The sequence below is a fragment of the Cellulosimicrobium composti genome (assembly GCF_009711085.1).
GTDB classification, from domain to species: Bacteria; Actinomycetota; Actinomycetes; order Actinomycetales; family Cellulomonadaceae; genus Cellulosimicrobium; species Cellulosimicrobium composti.
Genome location: NZ_WMKA01000007.1, coordinates 1 through 18,943 on the forward strand (window position 1 = coordinate 1; position 18,943 = coordinate 18,943).

General features: G+C 74.8%; 17 protein-coding genes and 1 riboswitch. Of the genes, 5 read left to right on the forward strand and 12 right to left on the reverse strand.

Annotated features, from left to right (window positions below):
• Positions 1 to 101 precede the first annotated feature (101 nt).
• Positions 102 to 1,079, forward strand: coding sequence for a DUF2510 domain-containing protein (locus GJV82_RS04705; protein ID WP_155098431.1), 978 nt, complete (start codon positions 102 to 104; stop codon positions 1,077 to 1,079).
• Between the two features lie 48 nt (positions 1,080 to 1,127).
• Here GJV82_RS04705 and GJV82_RS04710 read toward each other — a convergent pair whose 3' ends face one another.
• Positions 1,128 to 1,550 (reverse strand): VOC family protein, encoded by a 423-nt coding sequence (locus GJV82_RS04710; RefSeq protein WP_024842361.1) that lies wholly within the window; start codon positions 1,548 to 1,550, stop codon positions 1,128 to 1,130.
• Between the two features lie 144 nt (positions 1,551 to 1,694).
• On the opposite strand from GJV82_RS04710, the gene GJV82_RS04715 reads away from it, so the two are divergent.
• Entirely contained in the window at positions 1,695 to 2,126 is a 432-nt protein-coding gene (locus GJV82_RS04715; RefSeq protein WP_155098432.1) for a hypothetical protein, read from the forward strand.
• A gap of 28 nt (positions 2,127 to 2,154) precedes the next feature.
• Here the strand turns inward: GJV82_RS04715 and GJV82_RS04720 are convergent, their stop codons facing one another.
• Positions 2,155 to 4,050 carry a lipase family protein gene (locus tag GJV82_RS04720; protein WP_024842359.1) on the reverse strand — a complete coding sequence of 632 codons (1,896 nt, stop codon included), beginning with the start codon at positions 4,048 to 4,050 and terminating at the stop codon, positions 2,155 to 2,157.
• 279 nt (positions 4,051 to 4,329) lie between these two features.
• Between GJV82_RS04720 and GJV82_RS04725 the strand changes: the two genes are divergently transcribed.
• Positions 4,330 to 6,423, forward strand: coding sequence for a glycosyl hydrolase family 28-related protein (locus tag GJV82_RS04725; RefSeq protein ID WP_155098433.1), 2,094 nt, complete (start codon positions 4,330 to 4,332; stop codon positions 6,421 to 6,423).
• Positions 6,424 to 6,521: 98 nt separating this feature from the next.
• Entirely contained in the window at positions 6,522 to 7,109 is a 588-nt protein-coding gene (locus GJV82_RS04730) for a P-loop NTPase family protein (protein ID WP_318657281.1), read from the forward strand.
• A 15-nt stretch (positions 7,110 to 7,124) separates the two neighbouring features.
• Here GJV82_RS04730 and GJV82_RS04735 read toward each other — a convergent pair whose 3' ends face one another.
• From GJV82_RS04735 to GJV82_RS04770, 8 genes are all read right to left on the reverse strand, one after another.
• Positions 7,125 to 7,553: a (deoxy)nucleoside triphosphate pyrophosphohydrolase gene (locus GJV82_RS04735; RefSeq protein WP_155098434.1), complete on the reverse strand. Its 429-nt coding sequence runs from the start codon at positions 7,551 to 7,553 to the stop codon at positions 7,125 to 7,127.
• Positions 7,554 to 7,634: 81 nt separating this feature from the next.
• Positions 7,635 to 7,889, reverse strand: a complete 255-nt coding sequence (locus GJV82_RS04740) for a helix-turn-helix domain-containing protein (RefSeq protein ID WP_024842355.1) — start codon at positions 7,887 to 7,889, stop codon at positions 7,635 to 7,637.
• Between the two features lie 285 nt (positions 7,890 to 8,174).
• The gene (gene gcvH / locus GJV82_RS04745) at positions 8,175 to 8,552 is read right to left on the reverse strand and encodes a glycine cleavage system protein GcvH (RefSeq protein ID WP_024842354.1); all 378 of its coding nucleotides are present in this window, start codon (positions 8,550 to 8,552) and stop codon (positions 8,175 to 8,177) included.
• Between the two features lie 37 nt (positions 8,553 to 8,589).
• Entirely contained in the window at positions 8,590 to 9,813 is a 1,224-nt protein-coding gene (gene gcvT / locus GJV82_RS04750; protein WP_155098435.1) for a glycine cleavage system aminomethyltransferase GcvT, read from the reverse strand.
• Positions 9,810 to 12,956 (reverse strand): aminomethyl-transferring glycine dehydrogenase subunit GcvPB, encoded by a 3,147-nt coding sequence (gcvPB, locus tag GJV82_RS04755; protein ID WP_155098436.1) that lies wholly within the window; start codon positions 12,954 to 12,956, stop codon positions 9,810 to 9,812. Before gcvPB ends, gcvT begins: the two co-directional genes overlap by 4 nt.
• Positions 12,957 to 13,095: 139 nt before the next feature.
• Positions 13,096 to 13,203, reverse strand: a riboswitch (glycine riboswitch).
• 144 nt (positions 13,204 to 13,347) lie between these two features.
• A complete protein-coding gene (locus GJV82_RS04760; RefSeq protein ID WP_115941567.1) occupies positions 13,348 to 14,217 on the reverse strand; it encodes a formate/nitrite transporter family protein in 870 nt (289 codons plus the stop codon).
• A 124-nt stretch (positions 14,218 to 14,341) separates the two neighbouring features.
• Positions 14,342 to 15,832, reverse strand: a complete 1,491-nt coding sequence (locus tag GJV82_RS04765) for a lactate/malate family dehydrogenase (protein ID WP_318657282.1) — start codon at positions 15,830 to 15,832, stop codon at positions 14,342 to 14,344.
• 85 nt (positions 15,833 to 15,917) lie between these two features.
• The gene (locus GJV82_RS04770) at positions 15,918 to 16,835 is read right to left on the reverse strand and encodes a LysR family transcriptional regulator (RefSeq protein ID WP_155098437.1); all 918 of its coding nucleotides are present in this window, start codon (positions 16,833 to 16,835) and stop codon (positions 15,918 to 15,920) included.
• Between the two features lie 217 nt (positions 16,836 to 17,052).
• Here GJV82_RS04770 and GJV82_RS04775 point away from each other — a divergent pair, with 217 nt between their 5' ends.
• Positions 17,053 to 17,469, forward strand: a complete 417-nt coding sequence (locus tag GJV82_RS04775) for a CBU_0592 family membrane protein (protein ID WP_024842348.1) — start codon at positions 17,053 to 17,055, stop codon at positions 17,467 to 17,469.
• 40 nt (positions 17,470 to 17,509) lie between these two features.
• On the opposite strand, the gene GJV82_RS04780 is transcribed toward GJV82_RS04775, so the two are convergent.
• Together GJV82_RS04780 and GJV82_RS04785 are read right to left on the reverse strand one after the other, a co-directional pair.
• Positions 17,510 to 17,938 (reverse strand): DUF1761 domain-containing protein, encoded by a 429-nt coding sequence (locus tag GJV82_RS04780; RefSeq protein WP_115941564.1) that lies wholly within the window; start codon positions 17,936 to 17,938, stop codon positions 17,510 to 17,512.
• Positions 17,939 to 17,982: 44 nt separating this feature from the next.
• Entirely contained in the window at positions 17,983 to 18,879 is an 897-nt protein-coding gene (locus GJV82_RS04785; protein WP_318657283.1) for an endonuclease/exonuclease/phosphatase family protein, read from the reverse strand.
• Positions 18,880 to 18,943: the final 64 nt, after the last annotated feature.

Here is an 18,943-nt window from a genome sequence, read left to right on the forward strand (position 1 = left end):
CGCACCCGCACCCCCCGCGAGAAGTCCGCCTGACCCGCGTCACCGGGTGAATCCTGCGGCCCCGGCGAGCCGTTTCTCTGCCCTGTGCCGATCATCGAAGGATGAGCACACCTGGGGGGACCCCGGCACCGGGGTGGTACGACGACGGCACCGGGACCGGGACGCAGCGGTACTGGGACGGCGCCGGCTGGACCGAGCAGACCGCACCCACGTCGAGCACGCCGCCGGGCGCCGCCGCACAGGCACCGCGTGCCACACCGCCGGGGGGCCAGTGGGGTCCTGGCTCGTCCGAGCCGCCGACGAAGCCTCACCCGCTCGGCTGGGTGGCGCTGGCCGTCGCCGTCCTCGGCTTCGTGTTCGCGTGCATCCCGGGCGCGCTGATCGTCGGCTGGGTCCTGCTGCCGATCGCCTTCATCCTCGCGATCGTCGGCCTGTTCCTCCGGGGCAAGAAGTGGCCGGCGATCACCGCGCTCATCCTCGCCGTCGTCGGCACCGTGGTGGGCGTGATCGTGTTCCTGACGGTGGTGAGCGACTCCGTGGAGGAGGCGTTCGGCGGGACCGACGTCACCGTCTCGCCTCCCGCCGAGGACGAGTCCACCGACGGCGGCGGGGAGGTGACCGAGGAGGCGACCGAGCCCGAGGGGGACGCCGCCGACGCACCGGGGAGCCGGGAGAACCCGGTGCCGCTCGGCACGGTGATCAGCGGCAGCGACTTCGACGTCACGATCAACTCGGTCGAGCTGGACGCGACGGACGCCGTCATGGCCGCGAACGAGTTCAACGAGGCGCCGCCCGAGGGGTACACCTACGCGCTGATCAACGCGACCGTCACCTACACCGGTGAGGAGTCCGGGTTCGCCCTGGAGGTCGAGATCGACTACGTCACGAGCACCGGCGAGGTGCTCGCGTCCTACGACACCTTCGCGGTTCCGCCGGAGCCCGAGCTCGGGCTCGACGAGCTGTACAACGGCGGCTCCACGACCGGTAACACGGTGATCGCCGTGCCCGCGGGCGACGCCGGGCTCGTGCGCGTGACCCCCGGCGTCTTCGCCGACGAGGTGTTCGTCGCGACCCAGTAGGAGCGACGGGGGCCGGTCGCGGGTGCGGGTCGGGTGACCAGGACGACCTCAGCCGACGAACACGCAGAACGGGTGGCCCGCCGGGTCGGCGTAGACGCGCAATGGCTCCTCCGGGTCGTCCGAGCGGTCGTGCAGGAGCCGCGCACCGAGCGCGAGAGCGCGGTCGTGCTGCCGGTCGAGCTCGGCGACGTCCGGCACGGTGCAGTCGAGGTGGAGCTGTTGCGGCACGCCCTCGTCCGGCCATGTCGACGGCGGGAGGGACCCGACCTGCTGGAACGCGAGCTGGACCCCACCCGGCCCACCGCGCAGCACGAGCCAGTCCTGGCCCGCCGGGTCGGGGTCGCCGGGCGACGGGGGTTCGTCGCCCGCGCGGTACTCGAGGCCGAGCAGCGCGCGGTAGAACTCGGCGAGGGCGCGCGCGTCCGTCGTGTCGAGCACGACCTGGGCGACCCGGGGGAACACGTCGGGCACGGTGACCACCTCCGCCGCCACGCTCGCGCGACGCGACGCGACTCGCAACCAGCCCGCCGCGCCTGCCGTGCATGTGCGCGCGTCGGCCACGACGCGCGAGGATGGGTCGGTGCGACGCCCGACCACCACCGCGCTGGAGACCTCGTGAGCGACCCGGACGGGCGGCTCGCGCGCCACGTCGCGGAGGCCGCGGACGCGTGGCTGCGCGACCCGCTCGACGCCGGGGTGTACCGGCGCCTCGTCGACGCGACGCTCGCGTGGCGCGCGGGTGGCGGCCGCGTCGTGCCCGGCGTCGCGGACCCGGGTGGGAGGGCAGCCGCCGGACCCGCGTCGACCCCGGTGGACGTCGTCGCCCACGACGTCGCTCCCGAGGACGACGACGCGCGCTACCTGCGCCCCGAGCGCGCGCCGCGCGCGGTCGGGAGCACGCTCGCGGACGTCGCGAGCATGCTGCGGGCCCGGGCGGCGGGCGCCGCGCACGAGGACCGCGTGGCGGGCCGAGCCGATGCCGACCCTGCGCGCCCGGACGCTGACGCTGCGCCGGGCGGCGCGCCCGGACCCGGCGGCGCGGCGTAGCGAGCGGCGAGCGGCGACGAGGGGACGCTCAGCCCGCGGCGCACGTCGGGGTCGGCGGCTCCCCCGCGAACCGGGCCTCGGTCCAGCGGACGAGGTCGGGCGCGAGCGGCGAGTCGGCGCGCACGAGCCCCACGTGGTCGCGCCCCTCGTACGTGCGGTAGTCGACCGGCTGCCCGGCCGTGCACAGCGTCCCCACGTACGCGTCCTGCGCGGTCGGGAGGATGAGCGTGTCCGACGCCCCCTGGGCGACGAGGAGCGGCGCAGCCACGGGCCCGGTCGGCACGTTCTCGGCGAGCCGCTCCCCGAGCGCGCCGCTCGTCGGCTCCGTCGTCCACAGGGGCTGGTCCATCGACAGCGCCTCGGCGACGGACACGAGCACGCTCGGCTCGGACAGGCAGCGCGACGCCATCTCCCGGACGACGAGGCGCGCGCCCGGGCGGACGTACGCGGCGGCGTCGGTCTCGGGGTAGGCCGCGTCGTACGCCTCGACGACGTAGGACGCGAAGACGCTCCCGCCCGCGACGCGCTCCAGGTGCGAGACGAGCCCCGTGAGGTCGCTCGCCGGGGCGAGCGCTGCGACGCCGGCGAGCGGGACGTCCGGCGCGTACTCCGGCGCGACCGACCCCGTCCACAGGGCGGCGTGGCCACCCTGGGAATGACCCCAGACGACGGTCTGCTCGCCGAGCGCCGTGCCGTCGAGCTCGCGCGCGGCGCGGACCGCGTCGAGGACGGAGCGTGCCTCGCCCTGCCCCACGAGGTACGGGTGGGGCCCGGGCGTGCCGAGGCCCGCGTAGTCCGTCGCGACGATCGCCCAGCCACGGGTGAGCACGTCGTCGAGCAGGTAGAACGCGCCGGACCCGAACGGCTCGTCGAGCACCGACGGCGCGCAGCCGCGCGCGGCGCCCGTCGTCCCGTGCGCCCACGCGACGACAGGCGGTGCGGCGTCGTCCTCGACGACGTCGGGCACGACGACGAGCCCGCTCGCGACGGCGGGCTCGGCCTCGTCGAGGGTCGTGGTGTAGAGGATGCGCCAGGCCGTCGCGCCGTCCGGGACGTCGCGCGTGAACGCCTCGGCACGCACGAGCCGGCCCGGCTCGGCGGGGACCGACTCCGGCGGGTCGTAGAACGCGTCGACCTGCGGTGCCGCACGCTGCAGCCCGACGCTCACCGTGGCGAGCGCGCCTGCGGCGACGAACGCGAGGACCGCTCCCGCGAGCGCCGCGCGACCGTGCCGCCGCGGAGCGGGCGGGCCCGCGGGGGCCGCTCCCGGGGTGTCGAGCGCGACGGGCCCCTCCCCCGGCGTCGCGCGGGCCCGGCGTCGGCGCACCCCCGCGAGGACGAGCCGCACGCCGAGGACGACGAGGCGCACGCCGAACACCACCGCGACGACGAGCACCGTGACGTCCGGCCACGCGAGGGCCAGCACGCCGAGGACGACGGACGCCGCCCCGAGCGCGAGCCGGGCCCAGCGGTCGACCCCGCTCGACCGGACGCCCTCGACGCCGTCCAGGACGCCCGCGACGACGAGCCCGACGCCGACGAGGACGGCGACGACGACGATCGTCGGCGCGGGCCACACGAGGACGGCGACGGCGAGCGCGAGGAACAGCCCGCCGCGCGCGGCCCGGGTCCAGCGGGGCCGTCCGACGGCGTGGGCGGCGCGGCGCGTACGGCCGGCACCCGGGTCGCGCGCGGCGGAGCCGGTGGCCGCCGGGTCGTCGTCGCCCACGAGCTCGGCGACGCCCAGGACGACGGCACCGGCGACGATCGCCACGACGAGCAGCGCGAGCGACGCGAACGGGCGCAGCACGACGGCCGCCCCGAGGAGCGCGCAGACGACGCCGACCGTGATCGTGGCGGCCGGGGGCAGGCGGGTACCGGCGTCGGCGACCGACGCGCGGATCCTGGCTCCGAGACGGTTCACGCGGCGAACGTACCCGGCACGGTTCCGGAGCGCGCGTCGACCGTCGGGCCTCTCCCCCGGCGTGGGGGACGACAGCGCCGCACTCTCGCGATCGTGCAAGAAGTGGACGAAGGGCCGCAAGATTCCTACAAGACTCTTGTGCAGCGGGAGCACCGGCCCTAGTGTTCGGCACGAGAGACCGTGCGCGGGGGTGCGACCGTGCCGCGGGCCGGAGGGTCAGCACGCCCACCGGTTGAGCACCGGAGGCGCGCGCGCCTCCCGAGGGAAGACGGGTCAACGATGATTCGCAGCACGAACCACCACCCGGCCGGGCCGCGCAAAGCCCGGGCCGCCGTCGCGGCAGCCGTCGCGCTCGCGCTCGTGGCGGGCACCGCGTCGTCGGCGCTCGCCCACGGAAAGCCCCAGCCGCCCGCGCCCGCCGTCGTGACGCGCGCCGCGATCGACCCCGCGCTCGTCGAAGGGCGCGGCGCGGCGGTCCCGTTCCACGAGCAGGAGGCCGAGAACGCGGTGACCACCGGGACCGTGATCGGCCCCGGCCGCGACGCGTACACGATCGAGGCGGAGGCGTCGGGCCGCTCGGCCGTGCGCCTGACGCCCGGGCAGCACGTCGAGTTCACGCTCCCCGCGGACGCCAACGCGATCACGGTGCGCTACTCGATCCCCGACGCCCCCACAGGCGGTGGCATCACGTCCCCGCTCGACGTGTCCGTCCTGCGCAAGGGCGCGAAGGTCGGCATCGACCGGCGCATGACGCTCACGTCAGCCTACTCCTACCTGTACAACCAGTACCCGTTCACGAACGACCCCACGGCCGACCTCCTCCAGCCCGGCTGGTGGGTCACCGAGTGCGGGTGCGTCCCCGCGGAGACGACGCCGGCCCCGTCGTTCGAGAAGCCGTTCCGGCCCATGAAGTTCTACGACGAGCAGCGGCTCCTGCTCGGCAGGACGTACACGAAGGGCGACGTCGTGCGCCTCACCGTGCCGACCCGCGGCGCCGCGGAGTGGACCGTGATCGACCTGCTCGACTCGGAGAAGGTCGCACCCCCGAAGGTCCGGCTGCTCGCCGCGAACGCGCTGCTCTTCGGGGCCGACCCGACGGGCCGCCGCGACTCCGCGGACGCGCTCGACCGGGCGATCGCGTTCGCGAGAAAGCACCGGCTCGAGGTGTACGTCCCGCCGGGCGTGTACCAGGTGAACCGGCACGTCGTCGTGGACGACGTGACGATCCAGGGCGCCGGGAGCTGGTACACGGTCTTCCGGGGCTCCGAGGTCGCCCTCGACAAGCCCTCGCCCGACGGATCCGTGCACACCGGCGTCGGCTTCTACGGGAAGTACGCGCACGAGGGCGGCAGCACGAACGTGCACCTGCGCGACTTCGCGATCGTCGGCGACGTGCGCGAGCGCATCGACACGGACCAGGTGAACGGCGTCGGCGGCGCGCTCAGCCGCTCGTCGATCACGGGCCTGCACATCCAGCACACCAAGGTCGGGCTGTGGTTCGACGGGCCGATGGACGACCTGCGCGTCGAGAGCACCGTCGTCGTCGACCAGATCGCGGACGCGCTGAACTTCCACGGGGGCGTGACGAACTCGGTCGTGCGGAACGTCTTCGTGCGGAACACCGGCGACGACGGCCTCGCCCTGTGGTCGGAGAAGCTGGCGAACTCGGGCAACGTGGTCGAGAACAACACGGTCCAGTCCAACACCCTCGCCAACGGCATCGCGGTCTACGGCGGCACGGACAACACGGTGCGCGCGAACCTCGTCGCGGACCCGGTGCGCGAGGGCAGCGGCCTGCACGTCGGGTCGCGGTTCGGCGCCGAGCCGTTCGCCGGCAGGCTCGACCTCACCGACAACACCACGGTCCGCGCGGGCACGTACGAGCTCAACTGGAACATCGGGCTCGGCGCGATCTGGTTCTACGCCCTCGACCGCGACATCGACGCCGACGTCCGCGTCACCGGCGACCACTACCTCGACAGCACGTACAACGCGATCATGCTCGTCTCCGACTGGGGCGTGAAGGACGAGGTCGCGATCGAGGGCGTCGCGTTCACCGACGTCCGGGTCGACGGGACCGGCACGTCGGTCGTCAGCGCGCGCGTGCGCGGCGGCGCGTCGTTCGAGAACGTCGACGCCCGCAACGTCGGCTGGGCGGGCGTCAACAACTGCGGCGCCTTCACCTTCCCCGAGGGCGGCACGGAGTTCACGCTCACCGACCTTGGTGGCAACGACGGCACGTCGCTCAGCCCCTGGGAGCCCGGGACCGTGAACTGGCTCGGGCGGTTCGTGCCCAACGCGCCGAGCTGCCTCGACCGCCCGCCGGTCGTCGCTCCCCCGGCGCCCTCCCCCTGGGTCCAGCCGGTCGGCTGACGTCCCGTCGGGGAGGCGAGGCGGTCGCGGCCCGGACCCGTCCGGGCCGCGACCGAACTCGCCTTCTCACGGCACCACCACCTCGGTACGGTCGTGCGGTGCTCTGCCTCGGACCGGACGACGACGTCGTCGCGCGCCTCGGGCACGTGCCGCGGCGGATCGCCGTGGCCGGGGTCTCGGGCTCGGGCAAGACGACCCTCGCGCGCCGGCTCGGCGCGCGCCTGGGGCTGCCGTACACCGAGCTCGACGCGCTCCACCACGGCCCCGGCTGGACGCCCCGGCCGGAGTTCCTCGACGACGTCCGCGCGCTCGTCGCGCAGGACGCGTTCGTCACCGAGTGGCAGTACCGGGCGGCGCGACCGCTCGTCCTCGCGCGGGCGGAGGTCCTCGTCTGGCTCGACCTGCCGACGCGCGTGACGATGCGCCAGGTCGTCGTGCGGACCGTGCGTCGGTCGGTCCGGCACGAGGTGCTGTGGAACGGCAACGTCGAGCCGCCTCTGTGGCGCACGTGGTACCGGGCACCGGACGAGAACATCGTCCGGTGGGCCTGGACGACCCGGCACGCGTACCGCGACCTGCCCGCGCAGGTGGCCCACACCGCGCCGCACGTCACCGTGGTCAGGCTCCGGTCGCGCCGCGAGACCGCGCGCTGGCTCGCCGCCCTCCCGGCGGCCGACAGCGCCTGACGGGACGACGCGGCGTCAGACGGCCTCGGCCGCGACCTGCCGCGCGAGCTCCTCGACGATCCGGACGTCGGCGTCGAGCCAGTCCACGTCGAGCCAGGACCCGGCGTCGAGCCAGGTCAGCTCGTCGTGCTCGACGAGCGGCAGCGGCTCCCCGGCCGTGATCCGGGCGAACCACAGCCGCATGACGTGCCGGTCCGTGATGATCCACGTCCCGTGGTCGGGCCCCACGAGCTCGTCCCCGAGCTCGACGGTCACGCCCAGCTCCTCGCGCAGCTCCCGGTGCAGCGCCTGCGTCGGGGTCTCGCCGGGGTCGACCTTGCCCCCGGGGAACTCCCAGCGTCCGGCGAGGTGCGCCGGGCGCGACCTGCGCGCGCTCAGCAGGAACCGCGGAGCGACGAGGTCGTCGACGATCGCCGCGGCCACCACCAGTCTGCGCAGAGTCATACGCGGAGTGTCGCACGGCGACGTGACCCGCGGGTGACGGCGGCAGACCGTGGAACCGGCCGGGACGGCCGGCCCGGCGCGTCAGCGCAGGCCGGCGGCCCGTGCCCAGGCGACGGCCTCGGCACGCGTCGAGACGCCGAGCTTGCGGTACAGACTGCGGACCTGCGACTTGACCGTGTTGCGCGTGACGAAGAGCTTGGTGGCGATCTGCTCGAGCGTGACGTCCTCAGACAGGTTGGACAGGACGACCCGCTCACGACGGGTCAGCGGAGCGATCGGTGCGGCGATCGCGTCCGACGGGGCCGCAGCAGGGCGGACCAGCTCGATGGTGCTCATGTTCTCCTCCAGGTGCTCTCCGGTCACGTCATCCCCACGTGGCGAGTTCCGGTGTGTTGCTACAAGAAGAGACGGACCAAGGTCCCGTTCATGACGCGAGTTTTCACCCGAGGTTCAGGAGCACTTCAGCGGGCGCGTTCCGGCGGCGTGCGGTATGGCATCGTCGCAGGTCAGAGGCGTACACCGCACGAGAACGACCGGCGCCGGACGGCGTCGAGCGGGTGCCCGACACGCCGTCCGGCGCCGGTCGTTGAGTGTGATCTAGGTCACACTTTGACGGTCAGATCAGCTGGCGACGTGCGCCGCGTACTCCTCGGCGGAGAGCAGGTCGCCCGTGTCCGCGACGTCGACCTTGAAGAGCCAGCCGTCCGTGTAGGGGTCGGAGTTGACGACCGCCGGGTCGTCGATCGCGGCCTGGTTCACCTCGACGACCGTCCCCGTGACCGGCGAGAAGAGCTCGGACACCGACTTGGTCGACTCGACCTCGCCGACGACGCTCCCGGCCGTCACCTCCGTGCCGACCTCGGGCAGCTCCAGGTACACGATGTCCCCGAGCGCCTCGGCGGCCGTCGCGGTGATGCCGACGACGGCCGGGCTCGACCCGTCGATCCACTCGTGTTCCGCCGTGTACTGCAGGTGGGCCGGGAACTGGGCCTCGGTCATTGGGTTCTCCTTCGGGTCTTCGGGACGACTGCGCGGGTCAGGACTGCTGGGGACGACGGTAGAACGGGAGGGGCACGACCACCACGGGCTCGGCGCGGCCACGCACGTCGACCGCGAGGCGCGTGCCCTCGGCCGAGAGCTCGGGCGTCACGTACGCGAGCGCGATCGGGTGCCCGAGCGTGGGCGACGGCGCACCCGACGTCACGGTGCCCACGCGGCGCGCGGACTCCCCCACCGCTCCCCCGGGCTCGGCGTCGGGCAGCACGACGGCGTAACCCGCCCGGGCGGGACGGCGCCCCAGGCCCTGAAGGCCGACGAGCACGCGCGCGGGCTCCGACGTGCGTCGCGCCGCGAGCGCGGCGCGGCCGACGAACTCGAGCGGCGAGCCGTCGGCCTCGACCTTGTCGAGCTTCACGACGCGGCCGAGCCCCGCCTCGTACGGCGTCGTCGTCGTGTCGAGCTCGTGCCCGTACAGCGGCATGCCCGCCTCGAGGCGCAGCGAGTCGCGCGCGGACAGGCCCGCCGGGACGAGGCCGAGCGGCGCACCGGCGGCGAGCGTCGTGCGCCACAGGTCGGCGGCACGGTCCGCGGGCACGAACAGCTCGAAGCCGTCCTCCCCCGTGTACCCCGTGCGCGCGACGAGCGCGTCCACCGGGCCGGTGTCCGTCCGCAGCGCGAGCGGCACCGCCGCGTAGTACCTGAGGTCCCGGACCGCCTGCGCGGCCGCAGGGTCCGCCGGGTCCGTCAGACCCGCGACGATCTCCTCCGCCCGCGGGCCCTGCACCGCGACGAGCGCCGTCTCGGCGCCCTGGTCCGTCACCGTCGCGTCGAAGCCCTCCGCGCGCGCGACGAGCTCGCGCGCCACGAGGTCCGCGTTGCCCGCGTTCGCGACCACGAGGAACCGCTCCTGCGCGAGCCGGTACACGACGAGGTCGTCGAGGACCGCACCGTCCTCCTGGCAGATCATCGTGTAGCGCGCCCGGCCCGGCGCGACCGCCGAGAGGTTCCCGACGAGCGCGTGGTCCAGCGCCGCCGCCGCCTGCGGCCCCGCGACCTCGATCTCCCCCATGTGGGACAGGTCGAACAGCCCCGCGGCCTCGCGCACCGCGCGGTGCTCCGCGAGGTCCGACGTGTACCGCAGCGGCATGAGCCAGCCGCCGAACGTCGTGAGGTTCGCGCCGAGCGCGACGTGCTCGTCGTGCAGCGGGCTGCGGCGCCCGGCGTCGTCGCCGGCCGCGGCGCCGGTCTGCTGGTCGGTCATGCGAGGTCTCCTGTCACGTAGGACTCCAGGGGCGGGCACGAGCACACGAGGTTGCGGTCCCCGCGCGCTCCGTCGATGCGGCGCACCGGCGGCCAGTACTTGCCCGAGCGCAGGCTCGCGACCGGGTAGGCCGCGAGCTCGCGCGAGTACGGCTTGTCCCAGGTCTCCGCGACGAGCGCCGCCGCGGTGTGCGGCGCGCCGCGCAGCGGCGACTCCTCGACCGACCAGCGCCCCGAGGCGACCGCGTCGATCTCGCCGCGGATCGCGACGAGCGCGTCGACGAACCGGTCGAGCTCCGCGAGGTCCTCGCTCTCGGTCGGCTCCACCATGAGCGTGCCCGCGACGGGGAAGGACAGCGTCGGCGCGTGGAACCCGTAGTCCATGAGGCGCTTCGCCACGTCCTCGGCCGTCACGCCCGTCTCCGCGGTGATGCCCCGCAGGTCGAGGATGCACTCGTGCGCGACGAGCCCGTTCGGCCCCGTGTACAGGACCGGGTAGTGGTCGGCCAGGCGGCTCGCGACGTAGTTCGCCGTGAGGACCGCCGTCTTCGTCGCCTCCGTCAGCCCGTCCGGGCCCATGAGCGCGACGTACGCGTACGAGATGGGCAGGATCCCGGCCGACCCGTACCGCGTCGCCGACACGGGGGTGCCGCCGGTGGGGGTGGTCCCGGCCCCCGCGCCGGCCGCTTGCGCCGCTGCGCCCAGGGGGTCGCCCGGGAGGAACGGCACGAGGTGCTCGGCGACGGCGACGGGGCCGACGCCGGGCCCTCCCCCGCCGTGCGGGATGCAGAAGGTCTTGTGCAGGTTGAGGTGCGAGACGTCGCCCCCGAACTCGCCCGGCCGCGCGAGGCCGACGAGCGCGTTGAGGTTCGCCCCGTCGATGTACACCTGACCACCAGCCTCATGTACGAGGTCGCACACCTCGCGCACGTGCTCCTCGTAGACACCGTGCGTCGACGGGTACGTGATCATGATCGCCGCGACGCGCGCGCCGTGGTCGGCGAGCTTCGCGCGCAGGTCGTCGAGGTCCACCTCGCCGCTCTCGGCCGTCTTCACGACGTCGACCCTGAGCCCGGCGAGCGCCGCCGACGCGGCGTTCGTGCCGTGCGCCGACGCCGGGATGAGGCACACGTCGCGCTCCGTGTCCCCGCGCGACACGTGGTAGTCGCGGATCGCCAGGAGGCCCGCGAACTCGCCCTGCGAGCCCGCGTTCGGCTGGACCGAGACTCCCGCGTACCCGGTGATCTCCGCCAGCGCCGACTCCAGCCCGCCGATGAGCTCCTCGTATCCCCGGGCCTGGTCAGCGGGGACGAACGGGTGGACGTCCGCGAACTGCGGCCACGAGATCGCCTCCATCTCCGCCGTCGCGTTGAGCTTCATCGTGCACGAGCCCAGCGGGATCATCGTGCGGTCCAGCGCGAGGTCCTTGTCCGCGAGGCGGCGCAGGTAGCGCAGCATCGAGGTCTCGGAGCGGTGCAGGTGGAAGATCGGGTGCTGGAGGTACGGCGTCGTGCGGGTCGCCCACGTCGGAAGCCCGTGGTCGGGTCCGGCGGTGGAGGCACCCTCGGTGCTCGGGCTGGCCGCGCCGTCGTCCTCCCCGGTCGGCCGTCCGTCCGCGAGCGCGGCTCCTACGCCCTTCGCATCCGACGCTGCCTCCCCCGCCTCTGCGTGCGGCTTGCGGTCCGCCGCGGGCGTCGGGACGCCGAAGGCCTGCAGCACCGTGGCGACGGTCATCGGGGTCGTGGTCTCGTCGCAGGCGATCTGTACATGGTCCGTGTCCGGGTTGTACAGGTTGATGCCGGCGTCGGCGGCGGCCGCGACGACCGCGGCGGCGCGGCCCGGGACGACGGTGCGCACGGTGTCGAAGAAAGTGTCGTGCTCGACGGTGACGCCGCCCGCGCGGAGCCCCGCCGCGAGCGTGCTCGCGTGGGCGTGGACGCGCTCGGCGATCGCGCGCAGGCCGTCCGGGCCGTGGTACACCGCGTACATCGACGCGACGATCGCGAGGAGCGCCTGCGCGGTGCAGATGTTGCTCGTCGCCTTCTCGCGGCGGATGTGCTGCTCGCGCGTCTGGAGGGCGAGGCGGTAGGCGACGTCGCCGTCCGCGTCGACCGAGACGCCCACGAGGCGGCCCGGGAGCGACCGCTCGAGGCCCTTGCGGACCGCCATGAACGCGGCGTGCGGACCGCCGTAGAACAGCGGGACGCCGAACCGCTGGGCCGAGCCCACGGACACGTCCGCGCCGAGCTCGCCGGGGGAGACGAGCAGGGTCAGCGCGAGCAGGTCGCTCGCGACCGTGACCAGCGCGCCCGCGTCCTTCGCCTCCGCGACGACCGGACGCCAGTCCACGACGCGCCCCGACGCCCCGGACTGCTGGACGACGACGCCCACGAGCTGCGCGTCGTCGTCCAACCCGGCGGGGAAGGCCCCAGCGGCGCGGGCCGCCGCGAGCCCCGCGTCCAGGCCGCCCGACAGGTCGGCCACCACCACGGGCAGGCCGACGGCGTGCGCGCGACCGAGCGTCACCGCGAGCGTCTGGGGGAAGAGGTCGGCGTCGAGGGCCACGTAGCCGCTCTTCGCGCGCGACGCCCGCCACATGAGGGCGACGGCCTCGGCCACCGCGGTCGCCTCGTCGAGGAGCGACGCGTTCGCGACGTCCAGGCCCGTGAGGTCCTCGACGACCTGCTGGAAGTTGAGGAGCGCCTCCAGACGACCCTGCGAGATCTCCGGCTGGTACGGCGTGTACGCGGTGTACCAGGCGGGGGACTCGAGGACGTTGCGGCGGATCACCGGGGGAGTGACGGTCCCGTAGTAGCCGAGGCCGATCATCTGCGTCTTGACGACGTTCTTCGCGGCGATCGCGCGCAGGTGGTCGAGCACCTCGGCCTCGGTGCGGGCGGCCGGCAGGTCGAGCGGGCGGTCCGTGCGGATGGACGCCGGGACGGCGGCGTCGACGAGCGCGTCGAGCGAGTCGTACCCGAGCTGGTCGAGCATGGCGCCGACCTCGCGGCCGCGCGGGCCGAGGTGACGGGGCGCGAACGCGCCGGTCGCGGCGTTGTGCCGTGAGCTGGGGTCGAAGGACGGCTGGGTCACGAGGGACTCCCGGTGGAGGGGACGACGGCGGGTCCCTCCCCGCTCTGTCATCGGACGCACGCGTCGACCTGAGAGTTTTGCCGGTCCGCCATGCCGTGAACGGCCGGGGCGCGCCGACTTGCACCGTCGGTGGGCCGCCCGGCCGACGCCCGCGAGGGCAGCCGACCGCACGGCCGCTTTCCAGAGTTGCCTCGCCCCGACGGTACGTGAGCCTGAGAGATTCCCGGGGAGGAGTTGCTCCTTCGGCGCCGGCGTCCGGTCCGGGGACCGTGCTGCCGAGCTCTCCCGTCGAGGTTCGGGCGGCAGAACTGCAGTTGTGAGCACGATCCTACCGGGGGCGCGGCGCCCGGGCGGACGCGCCCGCACCCGGGCGGCCGGGGTCGTCGTCGGGACGCGCGCCGTACGGCGCGGCGCAGACGCGAGCCGCTGACCCGGCCGCGTGTCAGGCGGGCTCGGAGACGAGCTCGCGCTCCGCCGTCGGCTCGCCCGCAGGGGCCGCGGGCCGGGCGTCCCGGCGCGCCGCGGGGCGACCGTGCGTGAGGTAGAGGGGGAGGCCGGTGAGCAGCAGGCCGCCCACGAGGTTGCCGAGGACGGTGGGGATCTCGTTCCAGACCAGGTAGTCGAGGATCGTGAACTCGCCGCCGAGCAGCAGGCCGGACGGGAAGAGGAACATGTTGACGATCGAGTGCTCGAACGCCATGAAGAAGAACAGCATGACGGGCATCCACATGGCGATCGCCTTGCCGGGCACGTCCTTCGCGACCATCGCGCCGATGACGCCCAGCGACACCATCCAGTTGCACAGCATCCCGCGCACGAACAGCGTGAGCATGCCCGACGCCCCGTGCTCCGCGTACCCGACGGTGCGCCCCTCGCCGATGTGCCCGATCGCCTGACCCACCTCGTTGGGCGCCGTGTCGAACCCGTACGTCACGACGACCGCCATCATCACCGCGACGGCGAACGCGCCGAGGAAGTTGCCCACGAACACGAGGCCCCAGTTGCGCAGGACGCCGCGCACCGTGATGCCGGGCCGCCGGGCGAGCCACGCGAGCGGGCCCAGCACGAACATGCCGGTGAGGAGGTCGTACCCGAGGAGGTACAGCAGGATGAACCCGACCGGGAAGAGGACGGCCCCGAGGATCGCGTGGCCCGTCGTGACGGTCACCGTGACGGCGAACGCCGCGGCGATCGCGAGGATCGCGCCGCCCATGGTCGAGCGCACGAGCGTGTCGCGCGTGGACAGCAGGACCTTGCTCGCGCCGGCGTCGACGATCGTCGGGACGAGCTCGGCGGGCTTGACGTAGGACATGGCGGGCTCCGGTCTCTCGGCGTCGCCGGTCGTGGCAGGGGAGTGCCCGACGGCGCGTCCCACGCTAGGAACGAGCGGTTTCGCCCACGTTCCCGCGCGGGAGCGGCCTCGTTACCGGGGTCGCTCAGCGCGCCGGGCGGTCCTGTGAGAACTCGGGCGACGGCGTCGGCTCGACCACGACCGACCGCACGGTCGCGAGCCGCCGGACGGCGCGTTCGAGCGCGCGCGTGCGACGCGGCGTCGCGCGGAACGTCACGACGATGCGGCCCGCGCGGCCGTCACCGTCCACGGGACCGGTCGCGAGCGAGTCGAAGCTCACGCCGCGCGTGGAGAACACGCCCGTGAGCGCGGTGAGCGTGCCCGGCTGGTCGAGCCCGTGCACGGTCGCGACCCACGACGTCTCCGCCCCGCGCGCCTCGCCCGACGTCGCCCGGTCGCCCCGGTCCGTCCTGTCGAGCTTCCCGTCCCCGTCCGGTGGGCCGCCCGCCGCGGCGCCGGGCCGTGCGTCGGGCACGGCGGCCCGCGTCGACCCGGACGCGGCGACCGTCGCGGCGATCCCCTCCGCAGCCTGCGCGAGGCGGCGCGCCTCGTCGTCGGGCAGCTCGTCGAGGAGGACGCGCGTCCAGCCACCGGGGCCGAGCACGACGGGCACGCCGAGCACGCCGTGGTGCGGCGCACCGTGGGACGTGCCGCCGAGGGGCAGCCGGCCGTCGAGCTCGCCGTCGAGGGCGACCTGGCCCGCGACGACGATCTCGCGCCCGTCGAGGATCACCTCCAGGAGGTCGACGGTCGCGCTCGCGGTCCCGGCGGGCGTCTTGGCGCCCGACTGGTGGGTCATCCAGGGCCGGGTGACCAGCCGCAGGTCGGCGGGCCACGTGTCGATGAGGTCGAACGCCGCGCCCATGTCCGCGCTCGCGACGCGCGCGAGCTCGTCCTTCGCGGCGGCGATCTCGCCGGGCAGGGCGTCGAGCGTGCGGCCGCGGCGCAGCGTCGCGAGGGCGCGGTCACGCTCGTCGGCGTCGAGGCCGCTCACGCGCACCGTCGACCAGAGCGGCACGGCGTCCTCGCCGTGCTGGCCGCCCACGAACCCGCCGACGCGGTGCCGGCGCACGCCGAGCTCGACGGCGAGCTCGCGCCGGAACCGCAGCGTGTCGAGCCACGCGCCCATGCCGAGCACGCGGTGCCGTCCGAGTCGTTCCGCCATGACCGCGACCCCGAGCTCCACGGGGTTCGTCACGACGATCACGACCTCGTGCCCCGAGCCGTGCCGCGCGATCGCGTCGGCGTACTCGGCGAGGACGGCGCCGTTCGTCGCGGCGAGCACGCGGCGGTCGGGGTCGGCTCCCGTCCGGGCCGGGGGCGTGAGGCCCGCGGCGACGACGATCACGTCGGCCGTGACGTCCTCGGGGGAGTGCGCGACGTCGAGCAGGGGCGCGTGCTCGTCGTACGCGTCGACGAGGTCGGCGCGCAGCCCGTGCACGGCCCGTCCGGACGCCCCGCCCGCGCGTCCCACGAGCTGGAGCCGCGCCGTCGGCGGGAGCACCCGTCGCTCGACGATCTGCGTGCACACCTGCCGGCCGACGTCTCCCGTCGCCCCCACCACCGCTACGTCCACCCCGGCAGGCTACGTCCGGACCGACGAGCCCGGGAGATCTTCCTGTGCTCGGGCGAGGGCGCGCGCAAGAACCGCAACCTCGGCGTCAGGTGAAGGCGATGTCCGCCGCGGCGGCGACCATCTCGTCGAGGACCGCGGAGACGACCGGACGGGGCTCGTGGCGGGTCGCGCGGTGGCGCGCGACGAGGCGACGTGATCCGAGGCCGGGCAGGCCGACGACCGTGACGCCGGCGGGCACGTCGTCGGACGCGCCGCCCTCGACCGCGAGCGCCGGGAGCATCGCGACCCCGAGGCCCGCCGCGACGAGCGAGAGCGCGACGTCGAAGTCGTAGTAGTTGTGCCGCGTGCGCAGCGACCCGCCGAGGCCGCGCGCGAGCCGGCGCAGGGCGCGCGCCGCGGCGGTGCCGGGCTCGGGTCCCAGCCAGACGGCGTCGCGCACGTCGTCGAGCCGGGCGGGCGTCGGCATGCTCGCGGGGACGACGAGGCGCCACGGCTCGTCGAGCAGCACGATCTCGCGCGTGCCGCGGGGGGCGGGGGAGTCGGCCTCGTAGTCGCGCTCGAGGAGCACGACGTCGAGCTCGCCCGCGCGCAGGAGGCGCAGGGCCTCGGTGGGCTCGCGCTCCTGCACGTCGAGCTCGATCCCGGGCGCGGTCTCGGCGAGCCTGCCCGCGACGGGCGCGACGACGGCGCGGATCGCCGTCTGGAACGACCCCACCGCGACGCGCCCGCTCACCTCGTCGCCGAGGGCCGCGAGCGCCTTGCGCGCCTCGACGAGCTCGGCCTCGATGCGCTCGGCCGTCTCCGCGAGGACGCGGCCCGCGGGCGTGAGGGTCACGCCGCGCGGTCCGCGGTCGAGCACGGCCACGCCCTCCTCGGCCTCCAGCCTCTGGATCTGCTGGGAGACCGCGGACGGGGTGACGTGCAGAAGGTCCGCTGCCGCGAGAATGCCCCCGCCGCGGTGCACGGCAAGGAGGAAACCAAGCCTGCGTGGGTCCGTCGCCATGTAGGGATACTAAACGGCCGATGCAGAATCCTTCGATTGTGCTGAACCTCGAAAGGCCTCACACTTGTCGAGGCGCCGGTCGGTTCACCTCCTCCTCCTGACGGGTCGGCGCCCGAGCTTCGCACCACCCGCGCCACCAGCCATCGGCCCGGAGCGCACAGCCACCGCAGCGTCGCGGTACCCCCCTCCACCCCTTCTTCGTCACCGGAGTACCGCTGTGCCCGTCACCCTCGACGCGATCGTCATGTTCCTCGGATGGATCGGCGCCGCCGCCGGCGTCGTCGCCTACGCCATGGTCAGCCGCGGCCGCTGGGCCGCGTCGTCCGCGCCGTTCCAGCTCACCAACCTCACCGCCGCCGGCCTCATGGGCATGGTCGCCGCCGCGAACGGCGTCTGGCCGTCGGTGGCCGCCAACCTCGTGTGGATCGTCATCGGCACCCAGGCGATCGTCGTGCTCGTGCGGGCGCGAGCGCGCCGCCGCACCGCGGCCGAGGCGGTCGCGGCCGTGACGCCGACGGTCGCCGCGGTGGCGCCCGCGGTCGCGGTGGGCACGGTCACCGCGCCGGCACCCGCCCCCGAGGCCGTCCTGGCCGACGCCGACACGTCGCCGCGCGAGGTCGGGCTCGCCGCCTGACGCCGGGACGCCCCCGGGGTGAGGTCGGTGGGCGTCGCCGTCAGACGCCGGCGGGCGTGATGAGGCCGATCAGCAGGCCCATGACGACAAGGGTCACCAGCTCGTGCACCACGTTGAGCACGGTGAGGCCGGCGGGCCGGCCCTCGAACGCGTCGTGCGTGACGAAGCGGGCCGCGGTGAACCCCGCCCACAGCACGAGGGCCGTCAGGAGCGCGTTGCTCAGGTAGCCGCCGCCGTAGAACGACCAGGACAGGTACGTCGCGCCGGCGAGCACCCACGCGGTGACGAAGCTGACCACGAGCGTGAGCACGATCGGGCGGACGGCGTCGCGCGCCTCGCCGGACGGGTCGACCTTCGCGACGCGCATCCAGTACGTCCCGAACACCTTCGGGGTGTACCAGACCGAGCCCACGACCATGCTCGACACGGTGGCCGCGAGCACCGCCCAGTAGTTGATCTCCGGAACCATCGGACCGCTCCTTCGCGTCGACGCCGTTGCTCGGAGCGTAGCGCTCAGGCGCCCCGGACCGTCGGAGGGTCGACGACGACGTCCACGACGACCGCGCGGTGGTCCGACAGGCCCGTGTCGACGGCGGTCGCCGGGCCGAGCGCACGCACCCGCGCACCGCCCGGCCGTGCGTCGGCGAGGACGTGGTCGATCTGCCGCACGGGCCGGTCGGACGGGTGCGTGAGCACGTCGGCGAGGGACGCGAAGCCGGTGATCTCCGCGGGCTCGGGCGCGCGCAGGTTGAGGTCGCCGAGCAGCACGAGCGGCCGGGGGAGCCCCGCGCACGACCGCACGAAGGACCGGAGCTGGTCGGCGGTGAACTCGGGGCGCGACGTCGTATGGGTCGTCACGACCGTGAGGGGCCCCCAGGGCGTGGTCACGGCCGCGGCGAGCGCCGCGCGCGGCTCGTCGGGCACCACGCGCAGCGGGACGAGGCGCGCCGCGCCCGTCGCCGCACCCGGCTCCCGCCGCCGCACGCGCGACCGCCACGGCATGCGGTCGAGCTCGAGCCGCGACCAGCGCGTGACGGGGAGCCTGCTGACGAGCCCGATCCCGTAGGACGCGACGCCACGCACGCGGCGCACGCCGGAGCCCGGCCGGGCCGCGCGGACCCACGCGCCCCCGACGCCGCGCAGCGTGGGGGACAGGTGCCGGTGCTCGGCGCGCAGCGCCTCCGCCGCGACGGCGACGAGGTCGGCGCGACCCGAGCGTGGCGAGTCGCGCTCGACCTCCTGGAGCGCGAGCACGTCCGCGTCGAGGTGCGCGACGGCGCGCGCGAACCGCTCGACGTCGACCGTCCCGTCGAGCGCGGCGCCGTGCAGCGTGTTGAACGTCGCGAGGCGCAGCGCGCCCTCGGGCCGTGGCGGGGAGGGGGAGGGGGAGGGGGCGGGGTCGGTCGGCACCGCACGATCCTCGCGCGGCCTGCTCGGCGTCGCGACCAGGGACGCCGTCCGTCGGGCCGACCGG